General features: G+C 71.6%; 28 protein-coding genes, 1 tRNA gene and 1 riboswitch. Of the genes, 12 read left to right on the top strand and 17 right to left on the bottom strand.

Translation table 11 applies throughout. The features are described 5' to 3' along the window. Positions 1-71 precede the first annotated feature (71 nt). Entirely contained in the window at positions 72-1940 is a 1869-nt protein-coding gene (locus tag ACZ619_RS14540) for a thioesterase domain-containing protein (protein ID WP_469598491.1), read from the bottom strand. A 35-nt stretch (positions 1941-1975) separates the two neighbouring features. Beyond that, a complete protein-coding gene (locus ACZ619_RS14535) occupies positions 1976-3064 on the bottom strand; it encodes a GlxA family transcriptional regulator (RefSeq protein WP_469598489.1) in 1089 nt (362 codons plus the stop codon). Positions 3065-3242: 178 nt separating this feature from the next. On the opposite strand from ACZ619_RS14535, the gene ACZ619_RS14530 reads away from it, so the two are divergent. Next, positions 3243-3701, top strand: coding sequence for a hypothetical protein (locus ACZ619_RS14530; protein ID WP_469598487.1), 459 nt, complete (start codon positions 3243-3245; stop codon positions 3699-3701). A gap of 135 nt (positions 3702-3836) precedes the next feature. Here the strand turns inward: ACZ619_RS14530 and ACZ619_RS14525 are convergent, their stop codons facing one another. Then, entirely contained in the window at positions 3837-4673 is an 837-nt protein-coding gene (locus tag ACZ619_RS14525; protein ID WP_469598485.1) for a GbsR/MarR family transcriptional regulator, read from the bottom strand. 224 nt (positions 4674-4897) lie between these two features. Here ACZ619_RS14525 and ACZ619_RS14520 point away from each other — a divergent pair, with 224 nt between their 5' ends. The 3 genes from ACZ619_RS14520 to ACZ619_RS14510 all read left to right on the top strand — a co-directional run bounded on the left by ACZ619_RS14520 (position 4898) and on the right by ACZ619_RS14510 (position 7365). Further along, a complete protein-coding gene (locus tag ACZ619_RS14520; RefSeq protein WP_469598483.1) occupies positions 4898-5563 on the top strand; it encodes a DUF4097 family beta strand repeat-containing protein in 666 nt (221 codons plus the stop codon). Between the two features lie 66 nt (positions 5564-5629). Beyond that, entirely contained in the window at positions 5630-6592 is a 963-nt protein-coding gene (locus ACZ619_RS14515) for an ATP-binding cassette domain-containing protein (RefSeq protein ID WP_469598481.1), read from the top strand. Next, entirely contained in the window at positions 6589-7365 is a 777-nt protein-coding gene (locus ACZ619_RS14510; protein WP_469598479.1) for an ABC transporter permease, read from the top strand. Before ACZ619_RS14515 ends, ACZ619_RS14510 begins: the two co-directional genes overlap by 4 nt. Before the next feature lie 40 nt (positions 7366-7405). On the opposite strand, the gene ACZ619_RS14505 is transcribed toward ACZ619_RS14510, so the two are convergent. From ACZ619_RS14505 to ACZ619_RS14485, 5 genes are all read right to left on the bottom strand, one after another. Further along, positions 7406-8722, bottom strand: a complete 1317-nt coding sequence (locus tag ACZ619_RS14505) for a DUF445 domain-containing protein (RefSeq protein WP_469598477.1) — start codon at positions 8720-8722, stop codon at positions 7406-7408. Positions 8723-8882: 160 nt separating this feature from the next. Further along, positions 8883-9617, bottom strand: a complete 735-nt coding sequence (locus ACZ619_RS14500; RefSeq protein ID WP_469598475.1) for a DUF1707 SHOCT-like domain-containing protein — start codon at positions 9615-9617, stop codon at positions 8883-8885. Positions 9618-9650: 33 nt separating this feature from the next. Then, entirely contained in the window at positions 9651-10640 is a 990-nt protein-coding gene (locus ACZ619_RS14495) for an ABC transporter ATP-binding protein (RefSeq protein ID WP_469598473.1), read from the bottom strand. 2 nt (positions 10641-10642) lie between these two features. Beyond that, positions 10643-11407 (bottom strand): ABC transporter permease, encoded by a 765-nt coding sequence (locus ACZ619_RS14490; protein ID WP_469598750.1) that lies wholly within the window; start codon positions 11405-11407, stop codon positions 10643-10645. An 82-nt stretch (positions 11408-11489) separates the two neighbouring features. Further along, the gene (locus ACZ619_RS14485) at positions 11490-12290 is read right to left on the bottom strand and encodes an ABC transporter permease (protein ID WP_469598470.1); all 801 of its coding nucleotides are present in this window, start codon (positions 12288-12290) and stop codon (positions 11490-11492) included. 197 nt (positions 12291-12487) lie between these two features. Here ACZ619_RS14485 and ACZ619_RS14480 point away from each other — a divergent pair, with 197 nt between their 5' ends. Then, positions 12488-15496, top strand: coding sequence for a transglycosylase domain-containing protein (locus ACZ619_RS14480; RefSeq protein ID WP_469598468.1), 3009 nt, complete (start codon positions 12488-12490; stop codon positions 15494-15496). A 20-nt stretch (positions 15497-15516) separates the two neighbouring features. Here the strand turns inward: ACZ619_RS14480 and ACZ619_RS14475 are convergent, their stop codons facing one another. The 3 genes from ACZ619_RS14475 to ACZ619_RS14465 all read right to left on the bottom strand — a co-directional run bounded on the left by ACZ619_RS14475 (position 15517) and on the right by ACZ619_RS14465 (position 16742). After that, positions 15517-15837: a DMT family transporter gene (locus ACZ619_RS14475; RefSeq protein ID WP_469598467.1), complete on the bottom strand. Its 321-nt coding sequence runs from the start codon at positions 15835-15837 to the stop codon at positions 15517-15519. A 32-nt stretch (positions 15838-15869) separates the two neighbouring features. Continuing rightward, positions 15870-15938: riboswitch (guanidine-III (ykkC-III) riboswitch) on the bottom strand. A 94-nt stretch (positions 15939-16032) separates the two neighbouring features. Beyond that, on the bottom strand, positions 16033-16335 hold the full coding sequence (locus ACZ619_RS14470) for a GroES family chaperonin (RefSeq protein WP_076089203.1): 303 nt from the start codon (positions 16333-16335) through the stop codon (positions 16033-16035). A gap of 77 nt (positions 16336-16412) precedes the next feature. Beyond that, a complete protein-coding gene (locus tag ACZ619_RS14465) occupies positions 16413-16742 on the bottom strand; it encodes a DUF3618 domain-containing protein (protein WP_469598465.1) in 330 nt (109 codons plus the stop codon). Between the two features lie 96 nt (positions 16743-16838). Here ACZ619_RS14465 and bcp point away from each other — a divergent pair, with 96 nt between their 5' ends. From bcp to ACZ619_RS14445, 4 genes are all read left to right on the top strand, one after another. Further along, positions 16839-17306 (top strand): thioredoxin-dependent thiol peroxidase, encoded by a 468-nt coding sequence (gene bcp, locus ACZ619_RS14460; RefSeq protein ID WP_469598463.1) that lies wholly within the window; start codon positions 16839-16841, stop codon positions 17304-17306. Between the two features lie 163 nt (positions 17307-17469). Beyond that, positions 17470-18111, top strand: a complete 642-nt coding sequence (locus tag ACZ619_RS14455; protein ID WP_469598461.1) for an HNH endonuclease signature motif containing protein — start codon at positions 17470-17472, stop codon at positions 18109-18111. Further along, entirely contained in the window at positions 18108-18812 is a 705-nt protein-coding gene (locus ACZ619_RS14450) for an HNH endonuclease signature motif containing protein (RefSeq protein WP_469598459.1), read from the top strand. The genes ACZ619_RS14455 and ACZ619_RS14450 overlap by 4 nt, the downstream gene beginning before the upstream one ends. A gap of 16 nt (positions 18813-18828) precedes the next feature. Continuing rightward, a tRNA-Leu gene (locus ACZ619_RS14445) sits at positions 18829-18913 on the top strand. A 41-nt stretch (positions 18914-18954) separates the two neighbouring features. Here the strand turns inward: ACZ619_RS14445 and rdgB are convergent. The 4 genes from rdgB to ACZ619_RS14425 form a co-directional block, all read right to left on the bottom strand. Beyond that, positions 18955-19560 (bottom strand): RdgB/HAM1 family non-canonical purine NTP pyrophosphatase, encoded by a 606-nt coding sequence (gene rdgB, locus ACZ619_RS14440; RefSeq protein WP_469598457.1) that lies wholly within the window; start codon positions 19558-19560, stop codon positions 18955-18957. Positions 19561-19593: 33 nt separating this feature from the next. Further along, positions 19594-19992 (bottom strand): hypothetical protein, encoded by a 399-nt coding sequence (locus ACZ619_RS14435; protein WP_469598748.1) that lies wholly within the window; start codon positions 19990-19992, stop codon positions 19594-19596. A 119-nt stretch (positions 19993-20111) separates the two neighbouring features. Beyond that, a complete protein-coding gene (gene rph / locus ACZ619_RS14430) occupies positions 20112-20852 on the bottom strand; it encodes a ribonuclease PH (protein WP_469598455.1) in 741 nt (246 codons plus the stop codon). 86 nt (positions 20853-20938) lie between these two features. After that, entirely contained in the window at positions 20939-21172 is a 234-nt protein-coding gene (locus tag ACZ619_RS14425) for a PTS sugar transporter subunit IIB (protein ID WP_469598454.1), read from the bottom strand. A 187-nt stretch (positions 21173-21359) separates the two neighbouring features. On the opposite strand from ACZ619_RS14425, the gene ACZ619_RS14420 reads away from it, so the two are divergent. Together ACZ619_RS14420 and ACZ619_RS14415 are read left to right on the top strand one after the other, a co-directional pair. Next, entirely contained in the window at positions 21360-22658 is a 1299-nt protein-coding gene (locus ACZ619_RS14420; protein ID WP_469598453.1) for a PTS transporter subunit EIIC, read from the top strand. Between the two features lie 132 nt (positions 22659-22790). Continuing rightward, entirely contained in the window at positions 22791-24041 is a 1251-nt protein-coding gene (locus tag ACZ619_RS14415) for a PTS transporter subunit EIIC (RefSeq protein WP_469598452.1), read from the top strand. 54 nt (positions 24042-24095) lie between these two features. On the opposite strand, the gene ACZ619_RS14410 is transcribed toward ACZ619_RS14415, so the two are convergent. After that, entirely contained in the window at positions 24096-24848 is a 753-nt protein-coding gene (locus ACZ619_RS14410) for an MBL fold metallo-hydrolase (protein WP_469598451.1), read from the bottom strand. Between the two features lie 237 nt (positions 24849-25085). Here ACZ619_RS14410 and ACZ619_RS14405 point away from each other — a divergent pair, with 237 nt between their 5' ends. Then, positions 25086-25544 carry a type II toxin-antitoxin system PemK/MazF family toxin gene (locus ACZ619_RS14405; RefSeq protein WP_469598450.1) on the top strand — a complete coding sequence of 153 codons (459 nt, stop codon included), beginning with the start codon at positions 25086-25088 and terminating at the stop codon, positions 25542-25544. A 3-nt stretch (positions 25545-25547) separates the two neighbouring features. On the opposite strand, the gene ACZ619_RS14400 is transcribed toward ACZ619_RS14405, so the two are convergent. Continuing rightward, positions 25548-26042, bottom strand: coding sequence for a hypothetical protein (locus tag ACZ619_RS14400; RefSeq protein ID WP_469598448.1), 495 nt, complete (start codon positions 26040-26042; stop codon positions 25548-25550). Positions 26043-26125 lie beyond the last annotated feature (83 nt).

Here is a 26125-nt window from a genome sequence, read left to right as displayed (position 1 = left end):
CCCGGCCGGACGACCCCCGCGGCCGACCCGCCTCGGCCGACCGGTCGGGCGGCCGCCGAGGCGGCGGTGGGCTAGCCGGCCGTGAGCAGGGTCCGGGACAGGGTGCGGAGTTCCTCGTCCGGATGGTCCTGCCCCGGAAGCGACCAGTCGTGGATCAGACGCAGCGGTGAGAAGGCGAACGCGCGAAGGGTGGGGCGGAGTTCCTCCGGAACCTGTCCGGTGGCGGCGAGGGCCCGGAGCGCGTGGAGGCCGACCGGAGCAGGGCCGACCAGGTCGGCGAGGACGGGGACGACGCGGTCCGGGGAGCCGGTGATCCGGTGGAGTCCCTCGGCGGCGGCCAGTCGCGTCCACTCGCCCACCGCCCCGAGCAGGGGCTCCATGAACGGCAGCAGCGGAGCGGCGGCGCTGCCCAGCGGCTCCAGGGCGCTCAGGTGCCGGCCGGTCCGGCCCGCCGTCCCCGAGAGCAGCCCTTCGAACGTGCGAAGTGCTGGACCGGCGTCCCCGCTCAGCCGGTAGTGGGCCGCGGCCGCCGCGGCACGCAGGGCGGGGTCGGTGCTCCGCATGGCCTCGCGCAGCGTGTCGATGGCTTCTCCCGTCGCGATACCGAGGGCTCCGAGCCGGCGGGCGGCGACGACGGGCGCGCGGCGCGTCCTGAGGCACGCGACGAGTTCCGGCAGGGCCTGGCGGGCGGCGGCACCGAACGGCGCGAGAGCCTCGACCAGGCAGATGCCTTCGTTGCCGGTGGCGCCCGCCGCCAGCTCACGGCGGATGGCGGGGATCAGCCGGTCGGCCGCCTCGGGGAAGTGCCGCGCCGTCGCCGCGAGAAGCCGGGCTCCGGGCCGGCTCAGGACCAGTTCCGGTGCGCGGGAGTCGCGGGAGCGCACCAGGGCGAGAAGCGCCGGCCCGGCGGTCTCCTCGTCGGATCGCGCGTACCGGTGCAGCGTGTCGCGGAGACCGGTGTCCGGTTCGGGCAGCAGCTCGGCCCAGTGACCGATGGTGCGCAGGCGGGCGGCGAGGGCGCGGGCTCCCCTCTGTTCGGGCAGGGCTGCCACCAGCAGGTCCAGCACCGCCGGCTCCCGGTCCCGCCAGGTCTCGGCGATCTCCTCGGCCAGATGAGAACCGCGCGAGCCGATGTCTCCGGCCGTGATCCAGCGGGCGGCCACGGTGAGACCGGCGTCCGGGTCCCCGGTGAGCAGGCGCCTGAGCCGCTCGTCCTGGGTGACGGTGTCCGACCAGGGGAAGTCGTCGTCCCCCGGGTCGGGGTCGGCGCCGTCCTCGGCGATCACATCCGTCGGGCCGGCCGGGTACGGCGGACCGGACCGTGCGACGGCCAGCATGGCCGCCGCCAGTCTGACCTCGGGCAGCGGGCTGTCGAGTGCCGCCGTCTCCCGTCCGAACCGGTCCAGGACGACCACCGCGTCCGCCCGTACCGACGGCACGGGATCGGTGGCGTACACGTCGTCGAGCCGCGCCGTGACGCAGGCCCGCTGTTCCGCCGGGAGCAACCCGGCCACTGCCGCGACCACCCGCAGCGCCGCCCGGCGCACCCCCCGCTCGGCGTCCTGGAGGCAGACCAGCAGCTCCGGGAGGACGCGGCAGAGCTCGGCGCAGACCGCGGCGACCGAACTGCGCGGCCAGCGCGGCGAGTCGACGTCCGCCGGGTCGTGGTCGGCGAGGACGGCGAGAAGCATCAGCAGCTCGGCGCGCCTGTCCGGGGCGTGCCGGACGGCGTGCGCGAGGAAGGGGACGGCGGGCGCCGACGCCGGGTAGACCGTGCCCTGGTGGTAGATGGTGCCGTGCAGCTCGTGAACCGCTTCGTCGGCCGCCTCCCCGTCGCTCCCGTAGAGCGCCTTGATCAGCTCCGGGACGTCCTCGGCGGAACCGTAGGCGTGGGTCAGGGCGTGCCACTGGACGCGGTCCAGTTCGGCCGGAGATCTCATCGTCCGCACTCCTCGGCTGATCAGGTGCGCAGACCCTATCGATCACCACTGACAAGGCCGCGCCGGTGAGCCGGCCGGGTCGGCGGCGGACCTGCCGCCGGAGCCGGCCGGCCGGGCTGGCCGGCGGGACCGGCAGGACCGGCAGGACCGGACGGGTCGGACGGGTCGGACGGGGTGCGGAAGGCGCGTCGGTAGGCCTGGGGGCTGGTGCCGACGACTCTGCGGAAGCGTTCGCGGAAGGCCGTCGGGGAGCCGAAGCCGGCCTGGGCCGCGATGCGTTCGACGGGGTGGCCGGTGGTCTCCAGGAGGTGCTGGGCCCGGCGCACCCGGGCCCGGTGGAGCCACTGCAACGGTGTCGTGCCGGTCTGGTCGCGGAAGCGGCGGTTGAGGGTACGGGTGCTCATGCCGGCCCGCGCCGCGACCTCGTCCAGGGTGAGGTCGCGGCCGCAGTTGTCCTCCAGCCAGGTCAGCAGCGGCTCCAGGGCGGCGCCCGCCGGGGCCGGCGGGCGCGGCTGGTCGTGGACGATGAACTGGGCCTGGCCGCCCTCCCGTTCCAGCGGCATGACGGACATCCGGGCGGTGTGCGCGGCGACCGCCGAGCCGTGGTCCCGGCGGATCATGTGCAGGCACATGTCCATGGCCGCGGCCGCGCCCGCCGAGGTCAGGAACTGGCCGTTGTCGACGTACAGGACGTTCGGGTCGACGTCGATCCGCGGGTGCCGCGCGGCCAGGGTGCCGGCCGCGACCCAGTGGGTGGTCGCGCGCAGGCCGTCGAGCAGGCCGGTGGCGGCGAGGACGAACGCGCCGACGCAGACCGACGCGATCCGCGTGCCGTTCGCCGCCGCCGCGCGCAGGGCGTCGGCGACCTCGGGCGCGGGTACGGCGGCCGGGTCGGCGACGCCCGGCACGATGACCGTGTCCGCCTCGGCCAGCGTGTCCAGCCCGTACGGCGCCCTGATCGTGAACGCGCCGCCCGCCGCCGTCACCTCGGCGGCCGGGCCGCAGACCCGCACCCGGTAGGCGTCCCGGCCGTCGGGCAGCCGGGCCCAGCCGAAGGTGTCGATCGGCACGGTGAAGTCGGACGGGACGACCTGGTCCAGGACGAGGACGGCGACGGTGTGCATGGCAGGAACCTAGTCGGCCGACGGGTTGCGGCCAAGGGTGGAGGTACGGCGGGAACGGGTCCCGCTGTGCCGACACGTGCGCTGACACGTGCGCTGACACGTGCGCTGGCGAGAATCCGTCGGGCGGTGGCAGTATCGCCGCTTCCGCGTGATCCACCCGCCGCCTACGGTCGTGGCCGTGACCAAGTTCCTCCTCGCCGTCCATGTCATCGCGGCGATCGTCGCGATCGGTCCCGTCACCGTCGCCGCCAGCATGTTCCCGCCGGCCGCCCGGCGTGCCCTGGCGGCGCCGGACGACCTCCGGACCGCCGGGACGCTCCAGCTGCTGCACCGGATCTGCAAGGTGTACGCCGTCGTCGGCGTCGCCGTCCCCGTGTTCGGGTTCGCCACGGCGAGCAACATGCACGTGCTCGGCAGCGCCTGGCTGATCGTGTCGATCGCGCTCACCGCGGTCGCCGCGGTCGTGCTGGCCGCGCTGGTGCTGCCCCGGCAGAGCGCGCTGGTGGAGGGCGGCGCCGTTGACGCCACCCGGCAGGTGACCGTCCGGCTGGCCATGTTCACCGGGATCTTCAACCTGCTCTGGGCCGCCGTGACGATCCTGATGATCGTGCGGCCGGGATCGACGACCGGCGCCTGAGCCCGGCGGCTCCGGCGGCTCCGGCGGCTCCGGCGGCTCCGGCGGCTCCGGCGGCTCCGGCGGCTCCGGCGGCTCCGGCGGGACCTTCGCGCGCCCCGGCCGCCTGCCGCGCCCCGCACGGCCGGGTGCGCGAGGCTAGGACTCGGGAGCGTCCGGCTGCGGTTGCGGCGGCTGGGGCTGGGGTGGCTGCGGCGTCTGTGGCGGCTGTGACCGCGGCTGCGACTGCGGCGGCTGCGGCTGCGGCTGCGGCTGCGGCTGCGGCTGCGGCTGGGTGAAGAGGACGTCGCGGGACTGTTCCGCCGCGCGGAGCATGCTCTCGCCGACGAAGTCGACGAAGCGGGCGATGTTCTCCAGGCGGACGGCGGCCGGGGTGCCGGGGCCGAGGATCTCGGCGCCCTGGCGCGCGGTCTCGGCGAACCGGGCGTGGGACCGGGCACTGGCGATCATGCCCTGGTACCAGACGTCGTTGTCGGAGAAGTAGCGCTCGCGCCGGCGTTCGTCGCGCTCCCGGCGGATGAGGCCCATGGAGTCGAGGAGGCCGACCGTCTTGGAGACGGACGCCGGGCTCACCTCCAGGCGCTGGACCAGTTCGGACGCGGTGAGGCTGCCCGCGTCACTGGTGTAGAGGCAGACCAGCACCCGGGCCGCCGTCCTGGGCAGGCCCTGCTGCATGAGGAGGGTGGCGAACGCCTCCTCGTACGCGCGTACCGCCTGGGCGTCGGGGCCCTCGGTCCGCTCGGGCGTCCTCCCCGCGCGGGCCGTGGTCCGCCTGCGGCGGTGGGCGCGCTGTTCGGTGGCCCGGTGGGCGAGGTCGGCGCGGTAGCCGGTGGGGCCGCCGTTGCGCATGACCTCGCGGGTGACGGTCGAGGTCGGGCGGTCCAGGCGTCTGGCGATCTCCGCGTAGGCGAGGCCGTCGGCCAGCCCCAGCGCGATCTGCTGACGTTCCTGCTGGGTGAGTCTGCCTCCTGGCATCGCGGTCTCCGTTCCTGTTCCCTGAGGGCTGCCAGCATAGCCTTCAGCGTTCACTCATTGCAACGGACGGAAGAGCGACTGTTGCATTAGATCCATCTCCATTGCAATGAAATTGCGTGTCCTAGCTGGGAATTCGGCATTCTTGCGCAACAAGTATGTTGCCCAATCCATGAACGCAACGTAGCGTTTCCATCATCGGAAACAACGGATCGAAGGAGAGCACGATGCAGAAGTTCGCCACCCCCGCCCCCGTCTCGGCCGTCCTCGACATCCCCGCGGGCCGTATCCGGTTCATCGCCGCCGACCGTGCCGACACCACCGTCGAGGTGCTGCCCGCGGACGCCTCGAAGGGGCGGGACGTGAAGGCGGCGGAGCAGATCGAGGTGGCGTACGCCGACGGCGTCCTGCGCATCGCGGCCCCGGCACCGGCCCACCGGGTCCTCGGCGCCTCCGGGTCCGTCGAGGTGACCGTGCAGCTGCCCGCCGGCTCCCGGGTCGAGGCGAGGTCGGGCGCCGCCGAGTTCCGCGGCGTCGGACGGCTCGGCGACGTCGACTTCGAGGGCGGCCACCGCTCGGTCAAGCTCGACGAGGCCGCGAGCGCCCGCCTCACCGCCCACGACGGCGACATCACCGTCGGCCGGCTCGGCGGCCCCGCCGAGATCAGCACCGGGCGCGGCGACATCCGGATCGCGGAGGCCGGGCACGGCGCCGTCACGCTGAACACCCGGCAGGGCGACATCAGCGTCGGCGCCGCCCGCGGCACCTCGGCCACCCTCGACGCCGGCACCACCCACGGCCGTATCAGCAACTCGCTCGTGAACGCCGGCGCCGCCGGTCTGACCATCCACGCGACCACCGCGCAGGGCGACATCACCGCCCGCAGCCTGTAGTCCGCGGCCGGCGGCGACGGAACGCGGAAGACGACACGCAGAAGCAGGAAACAGGGGGCACCTCTCATGACCGACCTGGCCATCGCGGCGCACGGGCTGCGGAAGTCCTACGGCGACAAGACCGTCCTCGACGACGTCGACCTGACCGTCGAGGAAGGCACGATCTTCGCCCTGCTCGGCCCGAACGGCGCCGGCAAGACCACCGCCGTGAAGATCCTCTCGACCCTCGTCTCCCCCGGCGCCGGCAGCGGCCCGATCCGGGTGGGCGGTCACGACCTCGCCACCGACCCGCAGTCCGTGCGGGCCGCGATCGGCGTCACCGGGCAGTTCTCCGCCGTCGACGGCCTGATCACCGGCGAGGAGAACATGCTGCTCATGGCGGACCTGCACCACCTGTCCAGGTCCGAGGGACGGCGGGTCACCACCGAGCTGCTGGCGCGCTTCGACCTCACCGAGGCCGCCGAGAAGCCCGCCTCCACCTACTCCGGCGGCATGAAGCGCCGCCTCGACATCGCCATGACCCTGGTCGGCGACCCGCGGATCATCTACCTCGACGAACCGACCACCGGTCTCGACCCGCGCTCGCGGCACACCATGTGGCAGATCATCCGCGAGCTGGTCGCCGGCGGTGTGACCGTCTTCCTCACCACGCAGTACCTGGAGGAGGCCGACGAACTCGCCGACCGCATCGCCGTGCTCCACGACGGGAGGATCGCCGCCGAGGGCACGGCCGGGGAGCTGAAGCGGATCGTGCCCGGCGGACACGTCCGGCTGCGCTTCGCCGACCCCGGCGCGTACCGGAACGCCGCCTCCGCGCTGGGCGAGGCGGACCGGGACGACGAGGCCCTCACGCTCCGGATCCCGAGCGGCGGCAGCCAGCGCGAACTGCGCTCCGTCCTGGACCGGCTGGACGCGGCCGGCGTGGAGGCCGACGAGCTGACCGTGCACACCCCCGACCTCGACGACGTCTTCTTCGCCCTCACCGGCGGCACCGACATCCCCGCCCAGTCCAAGGAGACTGCCCGATGAGCGCCCTCTCCCTCGCCGTGCGCGACTCCTCCACCATGCTGCGGCGCAACCTCCTGCACGCCCGGCGCTACCCCTCCCTCACCCTGAACCTGATGCTCACCCCGGTGCTGCTGCTGTTGTTGTTCGTCTACGTCTTCGGCGGGGCGATGAGCGGCGGCGCGGGCCGCTCCGCGTACGTCGCCTACCTCGTCCCCGGCATCCTGCTGATGACCATCGGCTCCACCACGATCGGCACCGCGGTCTCCGTCTCCACCGACATGAGCGAGGGGATCATCGCCCGGTTCCGCACGATGGCGATCCACCGCGGTTCGGTGCTGTTCGGGCACGTCGTCGGCAGCGTGCTCCAGTCCGTGCTGAGCGTGCTGCTCGTCGGCGCCGTCGGGGTGGCCATCGGCTTCCGCTCCACCGACGCCACCGCCCTGGAGTGGCTCGCGGCCTTCGGGCTGCTCGTGCTCTTCGCCACCGCGCTCACCTGGATCGCGGTCGGCATGGGCCTGGTCAGCCCGAACGCCGAGGCCGCCAGCAACAACGCGATGCCGCTGATCCTGCTGCCGCTGCTGTCCAGCGCCTTCGTCCCGCTGCACACCATGCCGGGCTGGTTCCAGCCGGTCGCGAGGTACCAGCCGTTCACCCCGGCCATCGAGACCCTGCGGGGCCTGCTGCTCGGCACCCGCATCGGCGGCAACGGCTGGCTCGCCGTCGCCTGGTGCGTGGGGCTCGCGGTCCTCGGCCACTTCTGGGCGGCCTCGAAGTTCGACGCCGACCCCGAGTGACACCGGTACCGGCGGCCGTGCCGCGGGCGCCCGGGGCGGGTCACGCCCCGAGCGCCCGCGACGCCGTGAAGATCAGCACCCCGGCCAGCGAACCCACCACCGTGCCGTTGATCCGGATGAACTGGAGGTCGCGCCCGATGTGCGCCTCGATCTTCCGGGTGGTGTGCTCCGCGTCCCAGCCGGCCACCGTGTCGGTGATCAGGGAGGTGATCTCCCTGCGGTACGTCGTCACCACGTGCACGGCCGCGCCCTCGACCCAGCTGTCGACCTTCTCCTGGACCTTGGGCTCGGAGGCCATCCGGGCGCCCAGCGAGATCAGGGAGGCCCGGACCCGCAGCCGCAGCTCGCTGCGCTCGTCCTCCGCGGCCGAGACGATCATGGACCGGACGGCCGTCCAGGCGGACGCGATCAGGTCCTGCACCTCGCCGCGGCCCAGGACCTCGCCCTTCAGCCGCTCGACCCGCGCCCGGGTGTCGGTGTCGGACTGGAGGTCGCCCGCGAAGTCCGCCAGGAAGCGGTCGAGGGCCCCGCGCGCCGGGTGGGAGGGCATGTCCCGCATCTCGGCGCAGAAGCGCAGCAGCTCCTTGTAGACCCGCTCGCCGACCTTGCGGTCCACGAACCGCGGGGTCCAGCCGGGCGCCCCGCCCTGGACGGCGTCCATCACGGAGTCCGCGTGCAGCACGAGCCAGTCGTGGGCGCGGGTGACGACGAGGTCCACGACGCGGTTGTGGCCGCCGTCGGCGACGATCCGCTCCAGCATCTTGCCGAGGCCGGGGGCGATCTCCTGGGCGTCGGCCCGGCGGGTGACGGCCTCGCCGACCACCGCCTGCACATCGGAGTCGCGCAGTACGGTCAGGGCGCCGCGGAGCGCCGTCGCGAGCTCGGCCGTGACGCGGTCGGCGTGCTCCGGCTCCGCGAGCCAGCTGCCGAGGCGGCTGCCGATGCCGACCGAGCGCAGCCGCTGCCGTACGACGTCCTGGGAGAGGAAGTTCTCGCCGACGAACTCGCCGAGCGAGACGCCGAGCTGGTCCTTCTTGGTGGGGATGATCGCGGTGTGCGGAATGGGCAGGCCGAGCGGGTGGCGGAAGAGGGCGGTGACCGCGAACCAGTCGGCCAGCGCGCCGACCATGCCGGCCTCGGCGGCCGCGGCCAGGTACTGCGCCCAGACTCCGGCGCCCTCGCCGGACGCCCACTTCGCCAGGACGTACACCAGCGCGACGAACAGCAGCAGCCCCGTCGCCGTGCGCTTCATCCGGCGTACCCCGCGCCGGCGCTCCTCGTCGGCGGGTGTGAAGGCGTTCATGGACTTGTAGGAGGGGATGCCGGCCCCGTCCGCCGTTTCCGTACGTTCCGCCATTCGCTCCACCCGTTCGCAGCCGGTCGCGCCCTCACGGCGCTCCCGCACCTATTGTCCCTTCCCGGCCTGCTCCCGGAACGGAACAGGAGTTCCCGCGGGCCCTCGGGGAGATCCCGCGCAGAGGGCGGGGCCGGGCGGCGGGCGGGTGCCGGTCCGGCGTTCAGTGGCCGCCGTGCCTGCGGCGCTCCCGCTCCTCGCGGCGTTCCTCGCGCTGCTCGCGCCTCGCCGCGTGGAGTTCGTGGCGGGAGGCCCTGCGGTCCAGCTTCTCCTGGCGGCGCTCCTCCTTGAGGCGCAGGCGTTCCGCCCGGGTGACCTTGCGTTCGACACCGACGCCGCCCCAGAAGGCGAAGCCCGTGACGACGACCCTGGGGGCGCCGGGCTCCGGCGGCGTGCCCTCCTCACGGGAGTCGAAGCCGCCCATGACGCCGATACCGCGGACCACGACCTCCATGCCCGGCGGGACGACGACGTTCATCCCGCCCATGACCGCCACGCAGTTGATCACGACCTCGCCGTCCGCGAAGTACGCCTCGCGCAGGTCGATCTCGCCGCCGCCCCAGAACGCGAAGCAGTTGAAGCGCCGGGGCACCGTCCAGCGCCCCTTGCGCTGGAACCCGGACATCACCGCCACCGCCCAGGTCGACGAACCCTCGCCGCCGACGATCCGCCCGCCCCAACCGCCGCGGTCCGCCGGGGCCTTGTACGGGGACACCGCGGGCAGGTCCCGGGTGATCGGGGTCAGCTCCCCGTACGTACGGGCCTTGTACGTCGCCTCCAGCCGCTCCTCGAACTCCTCCATGTCGAGGCGCCCTTCCGCGAGGGCGTCCCTGAGGACCTCGGCGACTCGCTCGCGATCGGCGTCGGAGGCGCGCAGCTCCGGGGCATCGTCGGTCATACCGAGCAGCCTACGAGCTGTGCCCGGCGGGCACTACGCGCTGGTGCGTTCCGACGGGGGCCGGGGGGTGTCACCCAGCGACCGCAGCATTTTCGCGATCACCGACTCGATGTCCGGTTCCCTGACGGAGAGATCGACCAGCGGGTACTCCGCGGCGATCCGCGCCACCAGCGGCGCCGCCGACTCCGACGCCGGGAACGCCAGCCACTGGCGGGGCCCCTCCACCTTCACCACCCGGGCCGACGGGCCCGCGTCGAGCGGCGGGAACTCGCGTTCCAGGTCGACCACCAGCGTGCGCTCGCTCTCGCCCGCCTCGTGCAGGCCGGCGAGCGGACCGTCGTACATCAGACGGCCGTGGTCGATGACCATCACGCGGGAGCAGAGCTGCTCGATGTCCTGGAGGTCGTGCGTGGTGAGCAGGACCGTGGTGCCGCGCTCCTCGTTCAACTCACGCAGGAACTCACGGACCTTGGCCTTCGAGATGACGTCCAGACCGATCGTCGGCTCGTCCAGGTAGAGCACGTCGGGGTCGTGGAGCAGCGCCGCCACGATGTCGCCGCGCATCCGCTGGCCGAGCGAGAGCTGCCGTACCGGGACGTCCAGCAGGGGCTCCAGGGAGAGGAGTTCGACCAGGCGGTCGAGGTTCTCCCGGTAACGGGCCTGCGGGATGCGGTACATGCGGTGCACCAGCCGGTAGGAGTCGATCAGGGGGAGGTCCCACCACAGGGTCGTGCGCTGGCCGAAGACCACCCCGATGCGGTGGGCCAGCCTGGTGCGCTCGCGGGACGGGTCGATGCCGGCCACCCGCAGCCGGCCGCCGGACGGGGTGAGGATGCCCGTCAGCATCTTGATCGTCGTCGACTTGCCCGCGCCGTTCGGGCCGATGTAGCCGACCATCTCGCCGCGCGCCACCGTGAAGGAGAGCCCGTCGACGGCCCGCACCAGCCGTCGCTCCCGTTTCAGGAAACCGCTCTTGCGGCGTACCTCGAAGACCTTCTCGACCTCGTCGACCTCGATGAACATGCTCAACTCCCCGTACTCCGATACGACCTGAGACCCACCCGCCAGGCCAGACCCGCCAGCACGCAGCCCACCGCGGCCGCCAGCGGCGGCGACCACGCCGTCCACTGCGGGAGCCGCAGCGGGTACGGCCGCCCCAGGAGGTACGCGGCCGGGATCCAGTTGACGAAGGCCAGCGGCAGCAGGAAGGTCACCCCGCGCACGAAGTCCTTCCCGAAGACCGTCGGCGGGTACTGGAGCAGCGTCGTGCCGCCGTAGGTGAACGCGTTCTGCACCTCGGCCGCGTCCCCGGCCACGAACTGGAAGGTCGCGCCCGCCAGGAACAGCGCGCAGAAGATCACCGCGCCGCTGACCACCGTCACCGGCACCAGCAGCGCCTTCTGCGGGGTCCAGTCGACGTCGACGACGCTCAGCGCGTACGCCAGGACCAGCCCGCCCTGGACGATCCGGCCGAGCCGGCGCAGCGCGAAGCGGTCGGCGCCGATCTGGGCGAGGACCGGGGCCGGCCGGACCAGCAGCGTGTCGAAGGAGCCGTCGCGGATGCGGGTGCCGAGCACGTCCAGCGAGCCGAAGACCAGGTCGGCGATGCCGAACGCGGTCACGGACAGACCGTAGAGGAGGGCCACCTCGGGCATGGTCCAGCCGCCGAGCCGGTCGACCTGGGTGAACATCAGGAGGATCGTGGCGAAGTCCAGGCCGGTCACCACCAGGTTGCCGGTCAGGGTGACGGCGAAGGACGCGCGGTAGGTGAGGGAGGAGCGGATCCACATCCCGGCGATCAGCCGGTACGCCCGCACCCCCTCCCGGACCCGTGGGAGACCCGCCCCCGGCGGCTCGGTCCGCTCCGGTGTCTCAGCCACCCTGCACCACCACCCGGCGGGTCGCCGCCGTCTGCACCAGCCGGCCCGTGGCCAGCAGGGCCACCGCCCAGGCCGCCTGGAAGGCGTACGCGCCGAGCGGGTCGCTCTCCCCCAGCAGGACGTCCGCCGGGACCTGGAGCTGCGCCGCCCACGGCAGGGCCCGTACGAGGTCGCCGAGGGCGCCCGGGAAGACGTTCAGCGGCAGGGTCATGCCGGAGCAGAAGATCCCCAGGACCATCAGCACCTGGTTGACGCCCATGCCGTCCAGCAGCCAGAACACGCTCAGCGCGGCGAGGTAGCGGATGCCGAAGCTGACCAGCATCGCCAGCAGCAGGGAGACCAGGAACGCCGCCCAGGTCGCCACGTCCGTGGGCAGGTACATGGGGAAGAACAGCGCGCCGAACGCGAACGGGATCACCCCCCGTCCCAGCATCTGGAACAGCGAGCGGCCCAAATCGGTCGCCAGCCACCACAGTTGGAGATCGGCCGGACGGTACAGGTCGATCGCGATCTCACCCGTACGGATACGCTCCATCAGGTCTTTTTCCACACCCCCGCCCTGGATGGCGAGGGTGGCGTACAGGCACTGTCCGAGCCACACATAGGTGACGGCCTGGGCCTGGTCATAGCCTCCGAGGTGCGGTTTCTCGTCCCACAGGGCCAGATACGTGTAGACGAGGATGATCCCGAAGACCGTGTTGGTGAAGACCCCTGCCGCAGTGGCCGCCCGATACGTCGCGTACCGTCGGAAACCCCCCGCAGCGACGGCCGTGTACAACCGTCCCGCGCCCACGCCAACCGACCTCCCGCACGACCGGACACCGAAGCGCAGGAGCCTACTGCGCCCGCGACCCGGCAGGCCACGCAATTTCCGTGACCGAAGCGTGCCGCAATTAGGGAACGGAACGCGCGGTGCGAGAGTCTTCAGCAGGGGGCGCAGAAGCGTACGAGGTCGTACGGCAGCGAACGTACGACGCGAAACAGGAGTCCGTGCACGACATGAGCGACGAGCCGCAGCCGCAACAGCCGAACGAGGGCGGCGGAGGCCCGACGGAGCCGACGGCTGCGGCCGGGGCGGAGAAGACCCCGCAGCGGCCAGAGCCGCCCGCGGCGACCGGGGCGACCGGGGCGAAGAAGCCGGAGCCGACGGCCGGGCCGGCCGAGGCAGGCAAGGCCGCCGGGACCGCCGGGGCGGAGAAGCCGGGCGGGAGGAAGGTCGTGCCGCCGCGCGCGGCCGCCGAGGACACGCACACCCAGCAGCTCACCACGGTCAAGGCGCCGAGGACGCGGCCGACGGCGGCCGGGTCCGGTGCGAGCGCCGGGGCTGGTGCCGCAGCCGGGGCTGGTGCCGCAGCCGGTGCCGGGAAGGCCGCGCAGGGCATACGGCCCGGACAGGGCGGGCAGGACGGGCCGGGCGCCGCCCGGAACCGGCGGGGAACCGCGCAAGGCGGACAGGACGGGCCGGGTGCGCCGGGCGGGCGGGACACGGAGACGCGGCAGCTCTCGACGGTCAAGCTCCCGAGGCCGCAGGCACCCGCCACGGCCACGCCCGCGGCACCGCCCGGCGCGGCCACCGCCGCCACCGCCTCACCCACCGCCGGAGCCGGGCCGGCCGCCGCCACCGCGGCCGAGGCACCGGACGCCGACGCCAGCGCCGAGACGAAGAAGGGGGGCGGGAAGAAGATGAAGCGGCCCAAGCGGACCGGATGGCGGCGGATCCTCCCGACCTGGCGGATGCTGCTCGGCACGTTCGTGCTCGGCGTACTGCTGCTGATCGGCCTGTTCTTCCTCGGCTACTCGATGGTGAAGATCCCGGCGGCCAACGCGTTCGCCACCAAGCAGTCCAACGTGTACCTGTACGCCGACGGCTCCCAGCTCGCCCGTGACGGCGAGGTCAACCGGGAGAACGTCACCCTCGCCCAGGTCTCCAAGGACGCCCAGCACGCCGTGCTCGCCGCCGAGGACCGCGACTTCTACACCGAGTCCGCCGTCGACCCCAAGGCGATGCTCCGCGCCGCCTGGAACACCGCGACCGGCAAGGGCACCCAGTCCGGCTCGACGATCACCCAGCAGTACGTGAAGAACTACTACCTCGCGCAGGAGCAGACCGTCACCCGCAAGGTGAAGGAGGTCTTCGTCGCGATCAAGCTGGACCGCAGCGAGTCCAAGGACCAGATCCTGGAGGGCTACCTCAACACCAGCTACTTCGGCCGCAACGCCTACGGCATCCAGGCCGCCGCCCAGGCCTACTACGGCAAGGACGCCACCGACCTGGACCCGGCCCGCGCCGCCTACCTGGCCGCGCTCGTCAACGCGCCGAGCGAGTACGACGTCGTCGCCCACCCGGAGAACAAGGCGACGGCCGTCGCCCGCTGGAACTACGTGCTGGACGGCATGGTCAAGAAGGGCTGGCTGAGCCAGTCGAAGCGGACCGGGATGAAGTTCCCGATGCCCAAGGAGCAGACCGTCTCCACCGGCATGTCCGGGCAGCGCGGCTACATCGTCAACGCCGTCAACGACTACCTGGTCAAGAACAAGATCATCGACTCGGACTCCCTGGAGGCCGGCGGCTACCGCATCACCACCACCCTGGAGAAGGACCGGCAGAACGCCTTCGTGAAGGCGGTCGACGACAAGCTGATCTCCAAGCTGGACAAGAAGAACAACAAGGTCGACAACTACGTGCGCGCCGGCGGCGCCTCCGTCGACCCGAAGACCGGCCACGTCGTCGCGATGTACGGCGGCATCGACTACGTGAAGCAGTACACCAACGGCGCGACCCGCGGTGACTTCCAGGTCGGCTCCACCTTCAAGCCGTTCGTGTTCGCCTCCGCCGTCGACAACGGCTCGACCACCCAATCCGGCCAGACCATCACCCCGAACACCTACTACGACGGCACCAACGGACGTACCGTCGAGGGCTGGTCCGGCGGCTCCTACGCGCCGGAGAACGAGGACCAGAAGTCGTACGGCCAGATCACCGTGCGCAAGGCGACCGACCTGTCGGTGAACTCGGTGTACGCGCAGATGGCGGTCGACGTCGGCCCGTCCAAGGTCAAGCAGACCGCGGTCGACCTGGGCATCCCGTCCGACACCAAGGACCTCCAGCCGTACCCGTCGATCGCCCTGGGCACCGCGACCGCCAGTGTCCTGGACATGGCGGAGGCGTACGCGACGCTCGCCAACCACGGCAAGCACGGCACGTACTCGATGGTCGAGAAGATCACCAAGGACGGCACGCAGACCATCGAGCTGCCGAAGTCGAAGACCACGCAGGCCATCAGCCGGCAGGCCGCCGACACCACCACCTCGATCCTGCAGAGCGTGGTCGACAACGGCACCGCGACCGCCGCGCAGGCCGCGGGCCGTCCGGCGGCCGGCAAGACCGGTACCGCGGAGGAGGACACCGCCGCCTGGTTCGCGGGCTACACCCCGGACCTCGCCACGGTGGTCTCGGTGATGGGCCAGGACCCGGTCACCGCCGCCCACAAGTCGCTGTACGGCGCCATGGGCCTCGCCCGGATCAACGGCGGCGGCGCGCCCACCGAGATCTGGGCGCAGTACACCAAGGACGCCCTGAAGGGCACCGCGGCCTTCGCCTTCGACCTGGACCTCCAGTCCGGCGCCGAGACCGTGGCCCCGGGCACCCGGAGCCCCTCGGCCACCCCGGGCACCGACGGCCAGGACGACGGCACCACCGGCCAGGGCCAGGACGACGGCACCACCACCGGCTCCACCACGACCGGCGGCACGACGGACGGCACCACCGGCTCCACCACGACGGGCGGGACGACGGACGGCTCCACCACCGACGGCTCCACCACGTCCGGCACGACGACCTCGGGCACCAGTTCCGGGACCACCTCGTCGGGGACCACGTCCTCCGGCACGACCACCGGCTCCACCACCGACGGCACCAGTACCGGGACGACGACCGGGAGCACCGACTCCGGGACCAGTACCGGGACCACGCTGGGCAGCGACGGCGGAGGGTTCTAGCCGGGCCGGCCGACCGGCGGTCAGTGACCGCCGGTCGCCTTGAGCCCCACCACGGCGACCAGCAGCAGACACACGAAGAAGATCCGGGCGGCGGTGGCCGGCTCCCCCAGCACCGCCATTCCGAACACCGCCGCCCCGGCCGCCCCGATCCCCACCCAGACGCCGTAGGCGGTACCGATGGGCAGGGTGCGGGCGGCGTACGAGAGCAGCACCATGCTGGCGACGATGCCGCCGCCGGTGAGCAGACTGGGGACGAGGCGGGTGAAGCCGTCGGTGTACTTCATGCCGACCGACCAGCCGACCTCCAGCAGACCGGCGACGACGAGCAGGACCCAGGCCATGACAGGCACCTCCGAGACGTTTCGCTGAACGGGGTGCGTCGTCTTTGCCTTCACGGTCCCGGTACGGCGCGTCTCGTCGGGCTGGCTCCTTCGAACATAGCAAAGGAATGACAAAGGGGCCTGGTGACCGCGGTCACCAGGCCCCTTTCGGCCGTCGATTCAAAGACAGCCGTCGGTTCAGGGACAGCCGTCCACTCAGAGGTAGAGGCCGGTCGAGTCCTCCGAGCCCTCGAACCGGTCGGCGGCCACCGCGTGCAGATCGCGCTCGCGCATCAGTACGTACGCCACACCGCGCACCTCGACCTCGGCGCGGTCCTCCGGGTCGTACAGCACCCGGTCACCGGGCTCCACCGTCCGCACGTTCTGGCCGACCGCGACCACCTCGGCCCAGGCCAGCCGGCGTCCGACGGCCGCCGTGGCCGGGATCAGGATGCCGCCGCCGGAACGTCGCTCGCCCTCGCCGGTGTCCTGCTTGACCAGGACCCGGTCGTGCAGCATGCGGATGGGCAGCTTGTCGTGCTGGCTGCCGTGCTCGTTTCTGTTGGCGCTCACGCCTTGAACCTACCTGCCTCTGGTCAGCTCCTGCGCCGCCGGGTGCCGAAGACGAGCAGCCCGGTCACGCCCACGACGACGAGCGCCACGGGCACCACGCGCTCCAGCCGGGGCGCGCCGTCCTCGTCCACGAACTGCGCCTTCACCTCGCTCACGACCCGGTTGACCTGGACGTAGGCCCTCCCGAGGGTGTGATCGACATTGGCCGCGACCTTGGCCTTGGCGTCGCCGACGATGGTCTTCGGGTGCACCCGCACCCCGATCTCGTCCAGCGTCTCGGCCAGCACGTCGCGGCGGCGCTTGATGTCCGCCTCGATCTGCGCCGGGGTTCTGGTGTCCGACGTCTCCGCCACCGTGGGCCCTCCGAACTCTGCCGTACTGCCTGTTCCGGACAGTCTGTCAGCTCTCGCCGCCAGTGCCATGTCAGGACCCCCCGTTACGCTAGAGCGATGAGTGAGCGACTCCAGCCCGGGGACGTAGCCCCCGACTTCACCCTCCCCGACGCCGACGGCAACGAGGTGTCCCTCTCGGACCACAAGGGCCGCAAGGTCATCGTCTACTTCTACCCGGCCGCGCTGACGCCGGGCTGCACGAAGCAGGCGTGCGACTTCACCGACAACCTCGACCTGCTGGCCGGCGCGGGCTACGACGTCATCGGCATCTCCCCCGACCAGCCGGAGAAACTCGGCAAGTTCCGCGAGAAGGAGAACCTGAAGGTCACCCTGCTCGCCGACCCCGACAAGAAGGTCCTGGACGCCTACGGCGCCTTCGGCGAGAAGATGAACTACGGCAAGACGTATCTGGGCGTCATCCGCTCCACGGTCGTCGTCGACGAGCAGGGCAAGGTCGAACGCGCCCTCTACAACGTCCGGGCCACCGGCCACGTGGTCAAGATCATCAAGGACCTGGGCATCTGACACCCGCCCCGCCCGCCCCGACGGCTCGCACCCGGACCCCCCGGCGCGGGCCGTCTCCCTTTCTCCGGCACGACCGTCCGCCCCCTCCGGGCGTAACCGTCCGACGAGCCGGTTCGTTACTCCGTACGGACCACGAACGCGGGGTCGAAACGGAGGGGGCCCGATGGGAACGAGCGCGTACACCAGGGAGCGGCTCGAGGCTGCGGCCCGGGGAGCCCGGACGCTGTCGGAGGCGCTGGGCAGGCTGGGGGTGGACCCGCGGAGCTCGACACGGCGGTACGTGTACGAGCGGATGAAAAAACTGGGCGTGGACGTGTCGCACTTCGAGCGGGAGGGGGTGAGGTGGACGCGGGAGGTACTGAAGGAAGCGGTGCAGGCATCGACGAACATGTACGAGGTGCTGCGCAGGCTGGGACTCGACGCGGCCGGCGGGCATCACACGCACATCAGCCGACGGATCGGGGCGTACGGGATCGACACGTCTCATTTCCGGGTGCCGACGAGGAAGGGCAGGCCGTGGCGGCCGAGGACCCCCGAAGGGGTGCTCGTCGAGCAGCCGGCGGACCGCGCCCGGCGCGTTCCGGGCGACCGGCTCAGGCAGGCGATGACCGCGATGGGCGTACCGGAGCGCTGCGCCCGGTGCGGCACGGAGGCGGTCTGGCGAGGCCACGCGCTCCCGCTGGAGGTCGACCACATCAGCGGCGATTGGCGTGACAACCGGATCGGGAACCTGCGCCTGCTGTGCCCGAACTGCCACTCCACGACGGACAGATACCGGGGACGCGGCAAAGGCAGGGCTTCGTGAGCACGGGCGTCCGGTACAGCCGAGAGCGGTTGGCCGAGGCGGCCGGGCGGTGTTCCGACATCGATGAGGTCATCGCCTTCTTCGGCACCCGGCCCTACGGTCAGCTGCGCCGTCACCTCTTCCGGCGCTTCGACCACTTCGGGATCGACGTTTCCCACATGCCCCGCCAGAGGCGAGCGAAGACATCACCCTCGAAACCGACACCCGGCGCACTGCGTCAAGCGGTCGAGAAGTCGGCGTCGATCGCCGGGACGCTTCGCGCGCTGGGCATGGAGCCCTACAACAGCAGGCTGCGGACTCAACTCCGCCGCTGGATGGCCGAGGACGGTCTGGACACCTCCCACTTCCTCGGGCAGGCACATCAGCGCGGCGGCCCCGGCACCACGCAACTGAGGCACGCCGAGGACATCCTGGTCCGCCATGACCGCACCCGGCGGACCAGAACCCACCTGCTGCGGCGGGCTCTCCTGGAAACCGGCGTGCCCGAGGAGTGCGCGGAATGCGGCACCGGGCCCGAATGGCTCGGCGAGCCCATGACGCTGGAAGTCGACCACGTCAACGGTGACCGGGGCGACGACCGGCGGCGGAACCTGCGCCTGCTGTGCCCGAACTGCCATGCGGTCACGAGCACGTGGTGCCGGGGAGGCTCACGCCGAAAGGCCCGGCCCCGTACACTGGGCCAAGCAAAACGGCAGCTCTGAACAAGTCCGTTTTGGGGCGGTCGTGGCGAAATAGGCGATACGCGCGGGCTTTAGGTGCCCGTGGGAGAAATCCCGTGTGGGTTCGAGTCCCACCGACCGCACCGTTGAGGGGCCGTCCGTCCGGGCGGCCCCTCTCGCCACCTCAGCCCAACAGCTCCCGTACCACCGGAACCAGGGCGCGGAAGGCCTTGCCTCGGTGGCTGATGGCGTTCTTCTCCTCGGGGGTGAGTTCCGCGCAGGTGCGGGTCTCGTCGTCCGGCTGGAGGACGGGGTCGTAGCCGAAGCCGTTCGTGCCGGCGGGGACATGGCGCAGGACTCCCCGCAGCTGCCCCTCGACCACCCGCTCCGTGCCGTCCGGCAGCGCCAGCGCCGCCGCGCAGGCGAAGTGCGCGCCCCGGTGCACGTCGGCGATGTCGGAGATCTGGGCCAGCAGGAGGTCCAGGTTGGCCTTGTCGTCCCCGTGCCGGCCGGCCCAGCGGGCGGAGAAGATGCCGGGGGCGCCGTTCAGCACGTCCACGCAGAGGCCGGAGTCGTCGGCGACGGCCGGGAGGCCGGTGGCCTGCGCGAGGGCGTGCGCCTTGAGCAGGGCGTTCTCGGCGAAGGTGACGCCCGTTTCCTTGACGTCGGGGATGTCGGGGTACTCCTCGGCGCCCACCAGTTCGTGGGGCAGACCGGCTTCGGCGAGGATCGCGCGGAGTTCGGTGAGCTTTCCGGCGTTGCGGGTGGCGAGGATCAGGCGGGTCGTCATGACAGGCAGTATCCCAAGTGCCCCGAGTGCCGCTTACGGGGTGCAGACCTTCGTCAGCTCGCCCGCCGCGTCGGTGACCGGGGTGACGTCCGGGGTGGCGTCGCCGTCGTCGATGGCCTTACGGACGTCGGCCACGGCCTTGTCGAGGTCGTCCACCGCCTTGTTGACGTCGACGTCGTCCGTCTTGTCGCCGATCTTGTCGAGGTTGCGCTGGATCGATTCGAGGGAGGCTTCGGCCCGGGTGGGGTCGTCCGCCGCGTTCTCCACGGCCTGCTGGAGGGCGGTGACGCTGTCGGCGATGGATTCGGCGGTCTGCACGCAGTCCAGGGCCTTGTCCACCGCGTCGCACCCGGTGAGGAGGGCGGCGGCGAGCGCGGCGGTCGCGGCGACGGCGGCGACGGTGCTGCGGCCTCGGCGTCGGCTGGCGGCCATGGTGGTGTTCCCCTCCCCGTTGTACGGCTGGCCGGGCGCACGGTTGTTCACGCCGTGCGCCCGTACCTCTAGGGACGCGGGGCCGGCCGCCCTGGTTGCCTCGGTTCTTTGGGTTGCCTTTACTTTTCGGTGAGGGCCGCTTCGAGGGCCGCGCGCTGGTGGGCGGCGAGGTCGTGGCAGCCGCCCACCGCGAGGTCGAGCAGCGCGTCGAGTTCGTCGCGGGCGAAGGGCTCGGCCTCGGCGGTGCCCTGGACCTCGACGAAGCGGCCGTCGCCGGTGCAGACGACGTTCATGTCGGTCTCGGCCTTCACGTCCTCCTCGTAGCAGAGGTCGAGGAGCGGGACGCCGCCGACGATGCCGACGGAGACGGCCGAGACCGTGCCGGTGAGCGGCTGGCGGCCGGCCCGGACGAGCTTGCGCTCCTTCGCCCAGGCGACGGCGTCGGCCAGCGCCACGTACGCGCCGGTGATCGCCGCCGTACGCGTGCCGCCGTCGGCCTGGAGCACGTCGCAGTCGAGGACGATCGTGTTCTCGCCGAGGGCCTTGTAGTCGATGACCGCGCGCAGCGAGCGGCCGATGAGGCGGGAGATCTCGTGGGTGCGGCCGCCGATCTTGCCCTTGACGGACTCGCGGTCGCCGCGGGTGTTGGTGGCGCGGGGCAGCATGGCGTACTCCGCGGTGACCCAGCCCTCGCCGCTGCCCTTGCGCCAGCGGGGGACGCCCTCGGTGACGGAGGCCGTGCAGAAGACCTTGGTGTCGCCGAAGGAGACGAGGACGGAGCCCTCGGCGTGCTTGCTCCACCCTCGTTCGATGGTGACGGGGCGGAGCTGTTCGGGGGTGCGGCCGTCGATGCGTGACATGCCGCCGAGCCTATCCATAGCCTGAGAAGGGACTCCCCCCACGGTGGGAGGAGCCCCTCCGGGGCGGGTGGGGCGGGTGGGGCGGGTTACATCATGTCTTCGATCTCCGCGGCGATCGGGTCGGCGTCGGTGCCGATGACGACCTGGATGGCGGTGCCCATCTTGACGACGCCGTGGGCGCCGGCGGCCTTCAGGGCGGCTTCGTCGACCTTCGAGGGGTCGATCACCTCGGTGCGCAGACGGGTGATGCAGCCCTCGATCTCCTCGATGTTCTCGAGTCCGCCGAGCCCGGCGACGATCTTCTCAGCCTTGGTGGCCATGTCGTTTCTCCCTGATCCGAACCGCTTTGTCGCAGTAACCCACAGTTGGCCCATCTTCGCGAGCGGCCGTGCCGCGGGTGCCGAATGATGGCGAGCACCGCGACGGAACCGTCGGTCAACTGGTCTACACCAGCTGGCGGGCGGTCGCCAAACCCCGCGGGCGAGCCGAGCGGCCGGGAGGACGTCCATGAGTGCCGACAGCGCCGACCAGACGGCGGGTTCCGCGCGCGAGCGGTGGCACGTCCTGTTCCAGGGGCTCCAGAAGATGGGCCGCAGTCTTCAGCTCCCCATCGCGGTGCTGCCGGCGGCCGGCATCCTCAACCGGCTGGGCCAGCCGGACGTCTTCGGTGACCAGGGCCTGGGCTGGAACGACGTCTCGAAGGTGATGAAGGGCGCGGGCGGCGCGCTGCTCGACGGCTCGATCGGGCTGCCGCTGCTGTTCTGCGTCGGGGTCGCGATCGGGATGGCGAAGAAGGCGGACGGTTCCACGGCGCTGGCGGCGGTGGCGGGCTTCCTCGTCTACTACGGGGTGCTGCACGAGTTCCCCGAGGGCTGTCCGGGCGGCTCGAAGGAACTGCCCGGGATCGGCTGCCAGGTGAGCGACGGCTCGGTGTCGACGTTCACGTTCCAGAACCCGGGCGTCTTCGGCGGTATCGCGCTGGGACTGCTCACGGCCTACTTCTGGGCCCGTTTCCACCGCACCCGGCTGGTGGACTGGCTCGGGTTCTTCAACGGGCGGCGGCTGGTGCCGATCATCATGTCGTTCGTCGCGATCGTGTTCGCGGTGCTGTGTCTGTGGGTGTGGCCGCCGATCGGTGCCGGCCTGGAGAGCTTCAGCCACTGGCTGCGGGACGCGGGCGCGTGGGGCGCCGGGGTGTTCGGGGTCGCGAACCGGGCGCTGCTGGTCATCGGGCTGCACCAGTTCCTGAACGTGCCCATCTGGTTCCAGTTCGGCAGCTACACCACGCCCGAGGGCCAGACCGTGCACGGCGACATCAACATGTTCCTGGCGGGCGACCCGAACGCGGGCCAGTTCACCTCGGGCTTCTTCCCGATCATGATGTTCGCGCTGCCGGCCGCGGCGCTCGCGATGACGCACTGCGCGAAGCCGCACCGGCGCAAGGAGATCGGCGGCCTGATGCTGTCGGTCGCGCTGACCTCGTTCGTCACCGGGATCACCGAGCCGATCGAGTACTCGTTCCTGTTCATCGCGCCCCTGCTGTACGCGGTGCACGCGGTGCTGACCGGCGTCTCGATGGCGGCGACCTGGGGGCTGGGGGTGCACGACGGCTTCAGCTTCTCGGCCGGGCTGATCGACTACGTCATCAACTGGCGGCTGGCGACGAAGCCGTGGCTCATCGTCCCCATCGGCCTGTGCTTCGCGGCCGTCTACTACGCGGTCTTCCGTTTCGCCATCACGCGGTTCGACCTGAGGACCCCGGGCCGCGAGCCCGAGGACGAGGTCGAGGACGTGACCAAGCCCTGAGCGGCCGCCACCCGTCCGGCGTACGGCGCGCAACCCTCCGGTTGCGGAACTGACGGGTTCCTTATAAAGCCCCCATCGTGTACAACAGGTCTACACCACTGAGTGGTATAGACCATCCCCGATGGAGGACGTATGACAACCGCCACCGTGACGGCGGCCCCCCCGAAGAAGTGGGGATCCGGCCTGCTCCAGGGCCTGCAAAAGGTCGGCCGCAGCCTCCAGCTCCCGATCGCCGTGCTGCCGGCGGCGGGCATCATGGTCAGGCTCGGCCAGGACGACATCTTCGGCAAGGACGGCCTGGGCTGGGACAAGGTGGCGGCTGTCTTCAACGCCGCCGGCGGCGCCATCACGGGCAGCCTGCCGATGCTGTTCTGCATAGGCGTGGCCATCGGCTTCGCCAAGAAGTCCGACGGCTCCACCGCGCTGGCCGCGCTGGTCGGCTTCCTCGTCTACAGCAAGGTGCTCGAAGCGTTCCCCCTGACGGAACAGCACATCGAGAAGGGCCGGATAGTCGCGGCGACCTACAACAACCCCGGGGTCCTGGGCGGCATCGTCATGGGTCTGCTGTCGGCCGTGATGTGGCAGCGCTTCCACAGGACCAGGCTCGTGGACTGGCTCGGCTTCTTCAACGGACGCCGTCTGGTGCCGATCCTGATGGCCTTCGTCGGCGCTCTGGTCGGCGTCTTCTTCTCCTTGATCTGGGAGCCGATCGGTGACGGCATCACCAGCTTCGGCGAGTGGATGACCGGCCTCGGGGCCTTCGGCTCGGCCCTGTTCGGCCTGGTCAACCGTGCGCTGATCCCGATCGGCATGCACCAGTTCGTGAACACGGTGGCGTGGTTCCAGCTCGGTTCGTTCAAGGACGCGGCCGGTCAGGTCTTCAACGGCGACTACAGCCGCTTCCTGCACGGCGACCCGACCGCCGGCATGTTCATGTCCGGCTTCTTCCCGATCATGATGTTCGGTCTGCCGGCCGCCGCGCTGGCCATGGCGCACACCGCTCGACCCGAGCGCCGCAAGGCGGTGACGGGCATGATGGTCTCGCTCGCGCTGACCTCCTTCGTGACGGGCGTGACCGAGCCGATCGAGTTCTCGTTCATGTTCATCGCCCCGCTCCTGTACGTCATCCACGCGGTCCTGACCGCCCTGTCGATGGCGGTCACCTGGGGCCTGGGCGTCCACGCGGGCTTCAACTTCTCGGCCGGCGTGATCGACTACGCGCTCAACTGGAACCTCGCCACCAAGCCCTGGCTGATCATTCCGATCGGGCTGGTGTTCGGGGCGGTCTACTACTTCGTCTTCCGGTTCGCGATCGTCAGGTTCAACCTCCCCACCCCGGGCCGCGAGCCCGAGGAGGAGGTCGAGGACCTCACGAAGGCATGAGCCCCGCGACGGCATGACGAAGGCCCCCACAGTGGCGTGGGGGCCTTCGTCGCGTCAGATCTCGTACGTCACCCTCGGCGCCGCGAGCTCCACCGTGCCGTCGAAGACCTCGCGGGCGTCGGCGAGGTTGACGGCGGGGTCGGTCCAGGGCGGGATGTGGGTGAGGAGCAGCCTGCGGGCCCCGGCCCGGGCCGCCGTCTGTCCCGCCTCGCGGCCGTTGAGGTGCAGGTCCGGGATGTTCTCCTTGCCGTGCGTGAAGGCCGCCTCGCACAGGAACAGGTCGGTGTCCCGGGCCAGCTCCGCCAGGACGTCCGTGACGCCGGTGTCGCCCGAGTACGTCAGGGACCTCCCGGCGTGTTCGACGCGGATCGCGTACGCCTCCACGGGGTGGCGGACCCGCTCGGTGTGGACGGTGAAGGGGCCGAGGTCGAACGTGGACGGCTTGACCGTGTGGAAGTCGAAGACCTCGCTCATCGAGGAGGCGGTGGGGGTGTCGGCGTAGGCCGTGGTGAGCCGGTGCTCGGTGCCCTCGGGACCGTAGACCGGGATCGGGGGGCACGGGCCGCCGTCGTGGCGGTAGTAGCGCGCCACGAAGTAGGCGCACATGTCGATGCAGTGGTCGGCGTGCAGATGGCTCAGGAAGATCGCGTCGAGGTCGTAGAGACCGCAGTGGCGCTGCAGCTCGCCCAGGGCGCCGTTGCCCATGTCGAGGAGCAGCCGGAAGCCGTCGGCCTCGACGAGGTAGCTCGAGCAGGCCGATTCCGCGGACGGGAACGACCCCGAGCAGCCGACGACGGTGAGCTTCATGAAGCAGAAACCTCCGTTGGCGGAAACCCAGCCGCGCTGGGAACCGGAGTCGGGAAAAAGGGGATGACGGGGGTCGTGCGGTTTGTCGAGCGTAAGGCGCAAAAGGGCCGGTCGCTCCTCCGCCAGGGGCCGTTGTGGGCGAACTCACCTGTGGTGTCACCGGTTCGGCTGGACCGGGGGCGTAAGAGGATCGCGCAAGGGCGCGCATCGATTATCCCGCGCCGGTAACGTCGTCGTATGGACACGTCATGGTGGCTCGCGCTCGCGGCAGTCGTCCTGCTGGCGCTGGTCGCCACGCTCGTGGACGGGTGGGGCCGGGGGCACCGGCCGCGCGGGAGCCGGACCCGGCCGCCGGGGCACCCGCGGGGCCCCCGCGGACAGCAGGGGCGGCCGCATCCGGGCGACATCTGGTGGGCCGACGTGCCCTACGAGGACGGTCCCGGCGCCAAGGACCGGCCGTGTCTGGTGCTGGCCGTGCGCGGGAACCGGGCCACCGTCGCGAAGATCACCAGCAAGTACCACGACGAGCGCGCCGGGGTGATCCCGCTGCCGCCCGGCTCGGTCGGGGACGCCCAGGGCCGGCCGAGCTTCCTGGAGACGGACGAGCTGCGTGAGCTGGCGGTGTGGGACTTCCGGCGCCGGGTGGGCGTGGTCGACCCGGTCCTGTGGGACCAGGTGCGGCACCTGGCCGGCTGAGGGTCAGTTCACCCGTACGGTGATGTGCCACTCCTCGATCGCCTTGCAGGAGACCTGGCCGGGGGCGGTGGGCTCGGCGCACAGGGGGCGGGAGGAGCTGAGCCGGGCCGTGCCGGCGGCGACCGCGTCGTAGGCGGCGGAGGCGTCGCCCGGCTGGAGCGTGATCCCGGAGTTGGTGGCCCGCAGCGCGGACCCGTCGGCCCGCACGGCCTTCCAGGGGCGCTGCCTGCTGCCGTCCAGGGTGAGCCGGAGCCGCCCGCCGACCGCCAGGCAGACGGTACGGCCGTTGTCGGCGGCGGTGACCTCGTCGCGGCTGACGCAGCCGCCCGGGGAACTCGCGGTCGGGGTCGGGGTCGCGGTCGGCGAGGAGGACACCGCGCCACTCCCCTTGTCCCCCTTGTCCCCGTTGTCATCGGTCCCGTGCTGGGAGCCGCAGGCCGCCAGCAGGAGCAGGGCCGCCGCGGCGAGCGACGTGCGGTGGAACGTCGTACGGCGCATGAGGTGTCCGCCTTTCCGTAGGGGAACGGACCCTTGGTGCCGATGTGACGTATCCGCCGGTCGTACGGATCCCGCACCCGGAC

The sequence above is a fragment of the Streptomyces sp. NPDC104367 genome, from assembly GCF_055583825.1.
Note: the sequence above shows the minus strand (reverse complement) of the source record. Positions and strands in the feature narration are given on the sequence as shown.

Bases quoted from the DNA above. Each gene is read 5' to 3' on its own strand.
- ACZ619_RS14515 (WP_469598481.1), top strand. From the start codon at position 5,630: ATGACCGACCTGGCCATCGCGGCGCACGGGCTGCGGAAGTCCTACGGC.
- ACZ619_RS14400 (WP_469598448.1), bottom strand. From the start codon at position 26,042: ATGCGCCGTACGACGTTCCACCGCACGTCGCTCGCCGCGGCGGCCCTG.
- rdgB (WP_469598457.1), bottom strand. From the start codon at position 19,560: ATGACGACCCGCCTGATCCTCGCCACCCGCAACGCCGGAAAGCTCACC.
- ACZ619_RS14520 (WP_469598483.1), top strand. From the start codon at position 4,898: ATGCAGAAGTTCGCCACCCCCGCCCCCGTCTCGGCCGTCCTCGACATC.
- ACZ619_RS14425 (WP_469598454.1), bottom strand. From the start codon at position 21,172: ATGGCCACCAAGGCTGAGAAGATCGTCGCCGGGCTCGGCGGACTCGAG.
- ACZ619_RS14505 (WP_469598477.1), bottom strand. From the start codon at position 8,722: ATGGCGGAACGTACGGAAACGGCGGACGGGGCCGGCATCCCCTCCTAC.
- rph (WP_469598455.1), bottom strand. From the start codon at position 20,852: ATGTCACGCATCGACGGCCGCACCCCCGAACAGCTCCGCCCCGTCACC.
- ACZ619_RS14455 (WP_469598461.1), top strand. From the start codon at position 17,470: ATGGGAACGAGCGCGTACACCAGGGAGCGGCTCGAGGCTGCGGCCCGG.
- ACZ619_RS14495 (WP_469598473.1), bottom strand. From the start codon at position 10,640: ATGTTCATCGAGGTCGACGAGGTCGAGAAGGTCTTCGAGGTACGCCGC.
- ACZ619_RS14490 (WP_469598750.1), bottom strand. From the start codon at position 11,407: ATGTGGATCCGCTCCTCCCTCACCTACCGCGCGTCCTTCGCCGTCACC.
- ACZ619_RS14525 (WP_469598485.1), bottom strand. From the start codon at position 4,673: ATGCCAGGAGGCAGACTCACCCAGCAGGAACGTCAGCAGATCGCGCTG.
- ACZ619_RS14540 (WP_469598491.1), bottom strand. From the start codon at position 1,940: ATGAGATCTCCGGCCGAACTGGACCGCGTCCAGTGGCACGCCCTGACC.
- ACZ619_RS14475 (WP_469598467.1), bottom strand. From the start codon at position 15,837: ATGGCCTGGGTCCTGCTCGTCGTCGCCGGTCTGCTGGAGGTCGGCTGG.
- ACZ619_RS14470 (WP_076089203.1), bottom strand. From the start codon at position 16,335: ATGCTGCACGACCGGGTCCTGGTCAAGCAGGACACCGGCGAGGGCGAG.
- ACZ619_RS14415 (WP_469598452.1), top strand. From the start codon at position 22,791: ATGACAACCGCCACCGTGACGGCGGCCCCCCCGAAGAAGTGGGGATCC.
- ACZ619_RS14410 (WP_469598451.1), bottom strand. From the start codon at position 24,848: ATGAAGCTCACCGTCGTCGGCTGCTCGGGGTCGTTCCCGTCCGCGGAA.
- ACZ619_RS14535 (WP_469598489.1), bottom strand. From the start codon at position 3,064: ATGCACACCGTCGCCGTCCTCGTCCTGGACCAGGTCGTCCCGTCCGAC.
- ACZ619_RS14435 (WP_469598748.1), bottom strand. From the start codon at position 19,992: ATGGCCGCCAGCCGACGCCGAGGCCGCAGCACCGTCGCCGCCGTCGCC.
- bcp (WP_469598463.1), top strand. From the start codon at position 16,839: ATGAGTGAGCGACTCCAGCCCGGGGACGTAGCCCCCGACTTCACCCTC.
- ACZ619_RS14500 (WP_469598475.1), bottom strand. From the start codon at position 9,617: ATGACCGACGATGCCCCGGAGCTGCGCGCCTCCGACGCCGATCGCGAG.
- ACZ619_RS14405 (WP_469598450.1), top strand. From the start codon at position 25,086: ATGGACACGTCATGGTGGCTCGCGCTCGCGGCAGTCGTCCTGCTGGCG.
- ACZ619_RS14510 (WP_469598479.1), top strand. From the start codon at position 6,589: ATGAGCGCCCTCTCCCTCGCCGTGCGCGACTCCTCCACCATGCTGCGG.
- ACZ619_RS14420 (WP_469598453.1), top strand. From the start codon at position 21,360: ATGAGTGCCGACAGCGCCGACCAGACGGCGGGTTCCGCGCGCGAGCGG.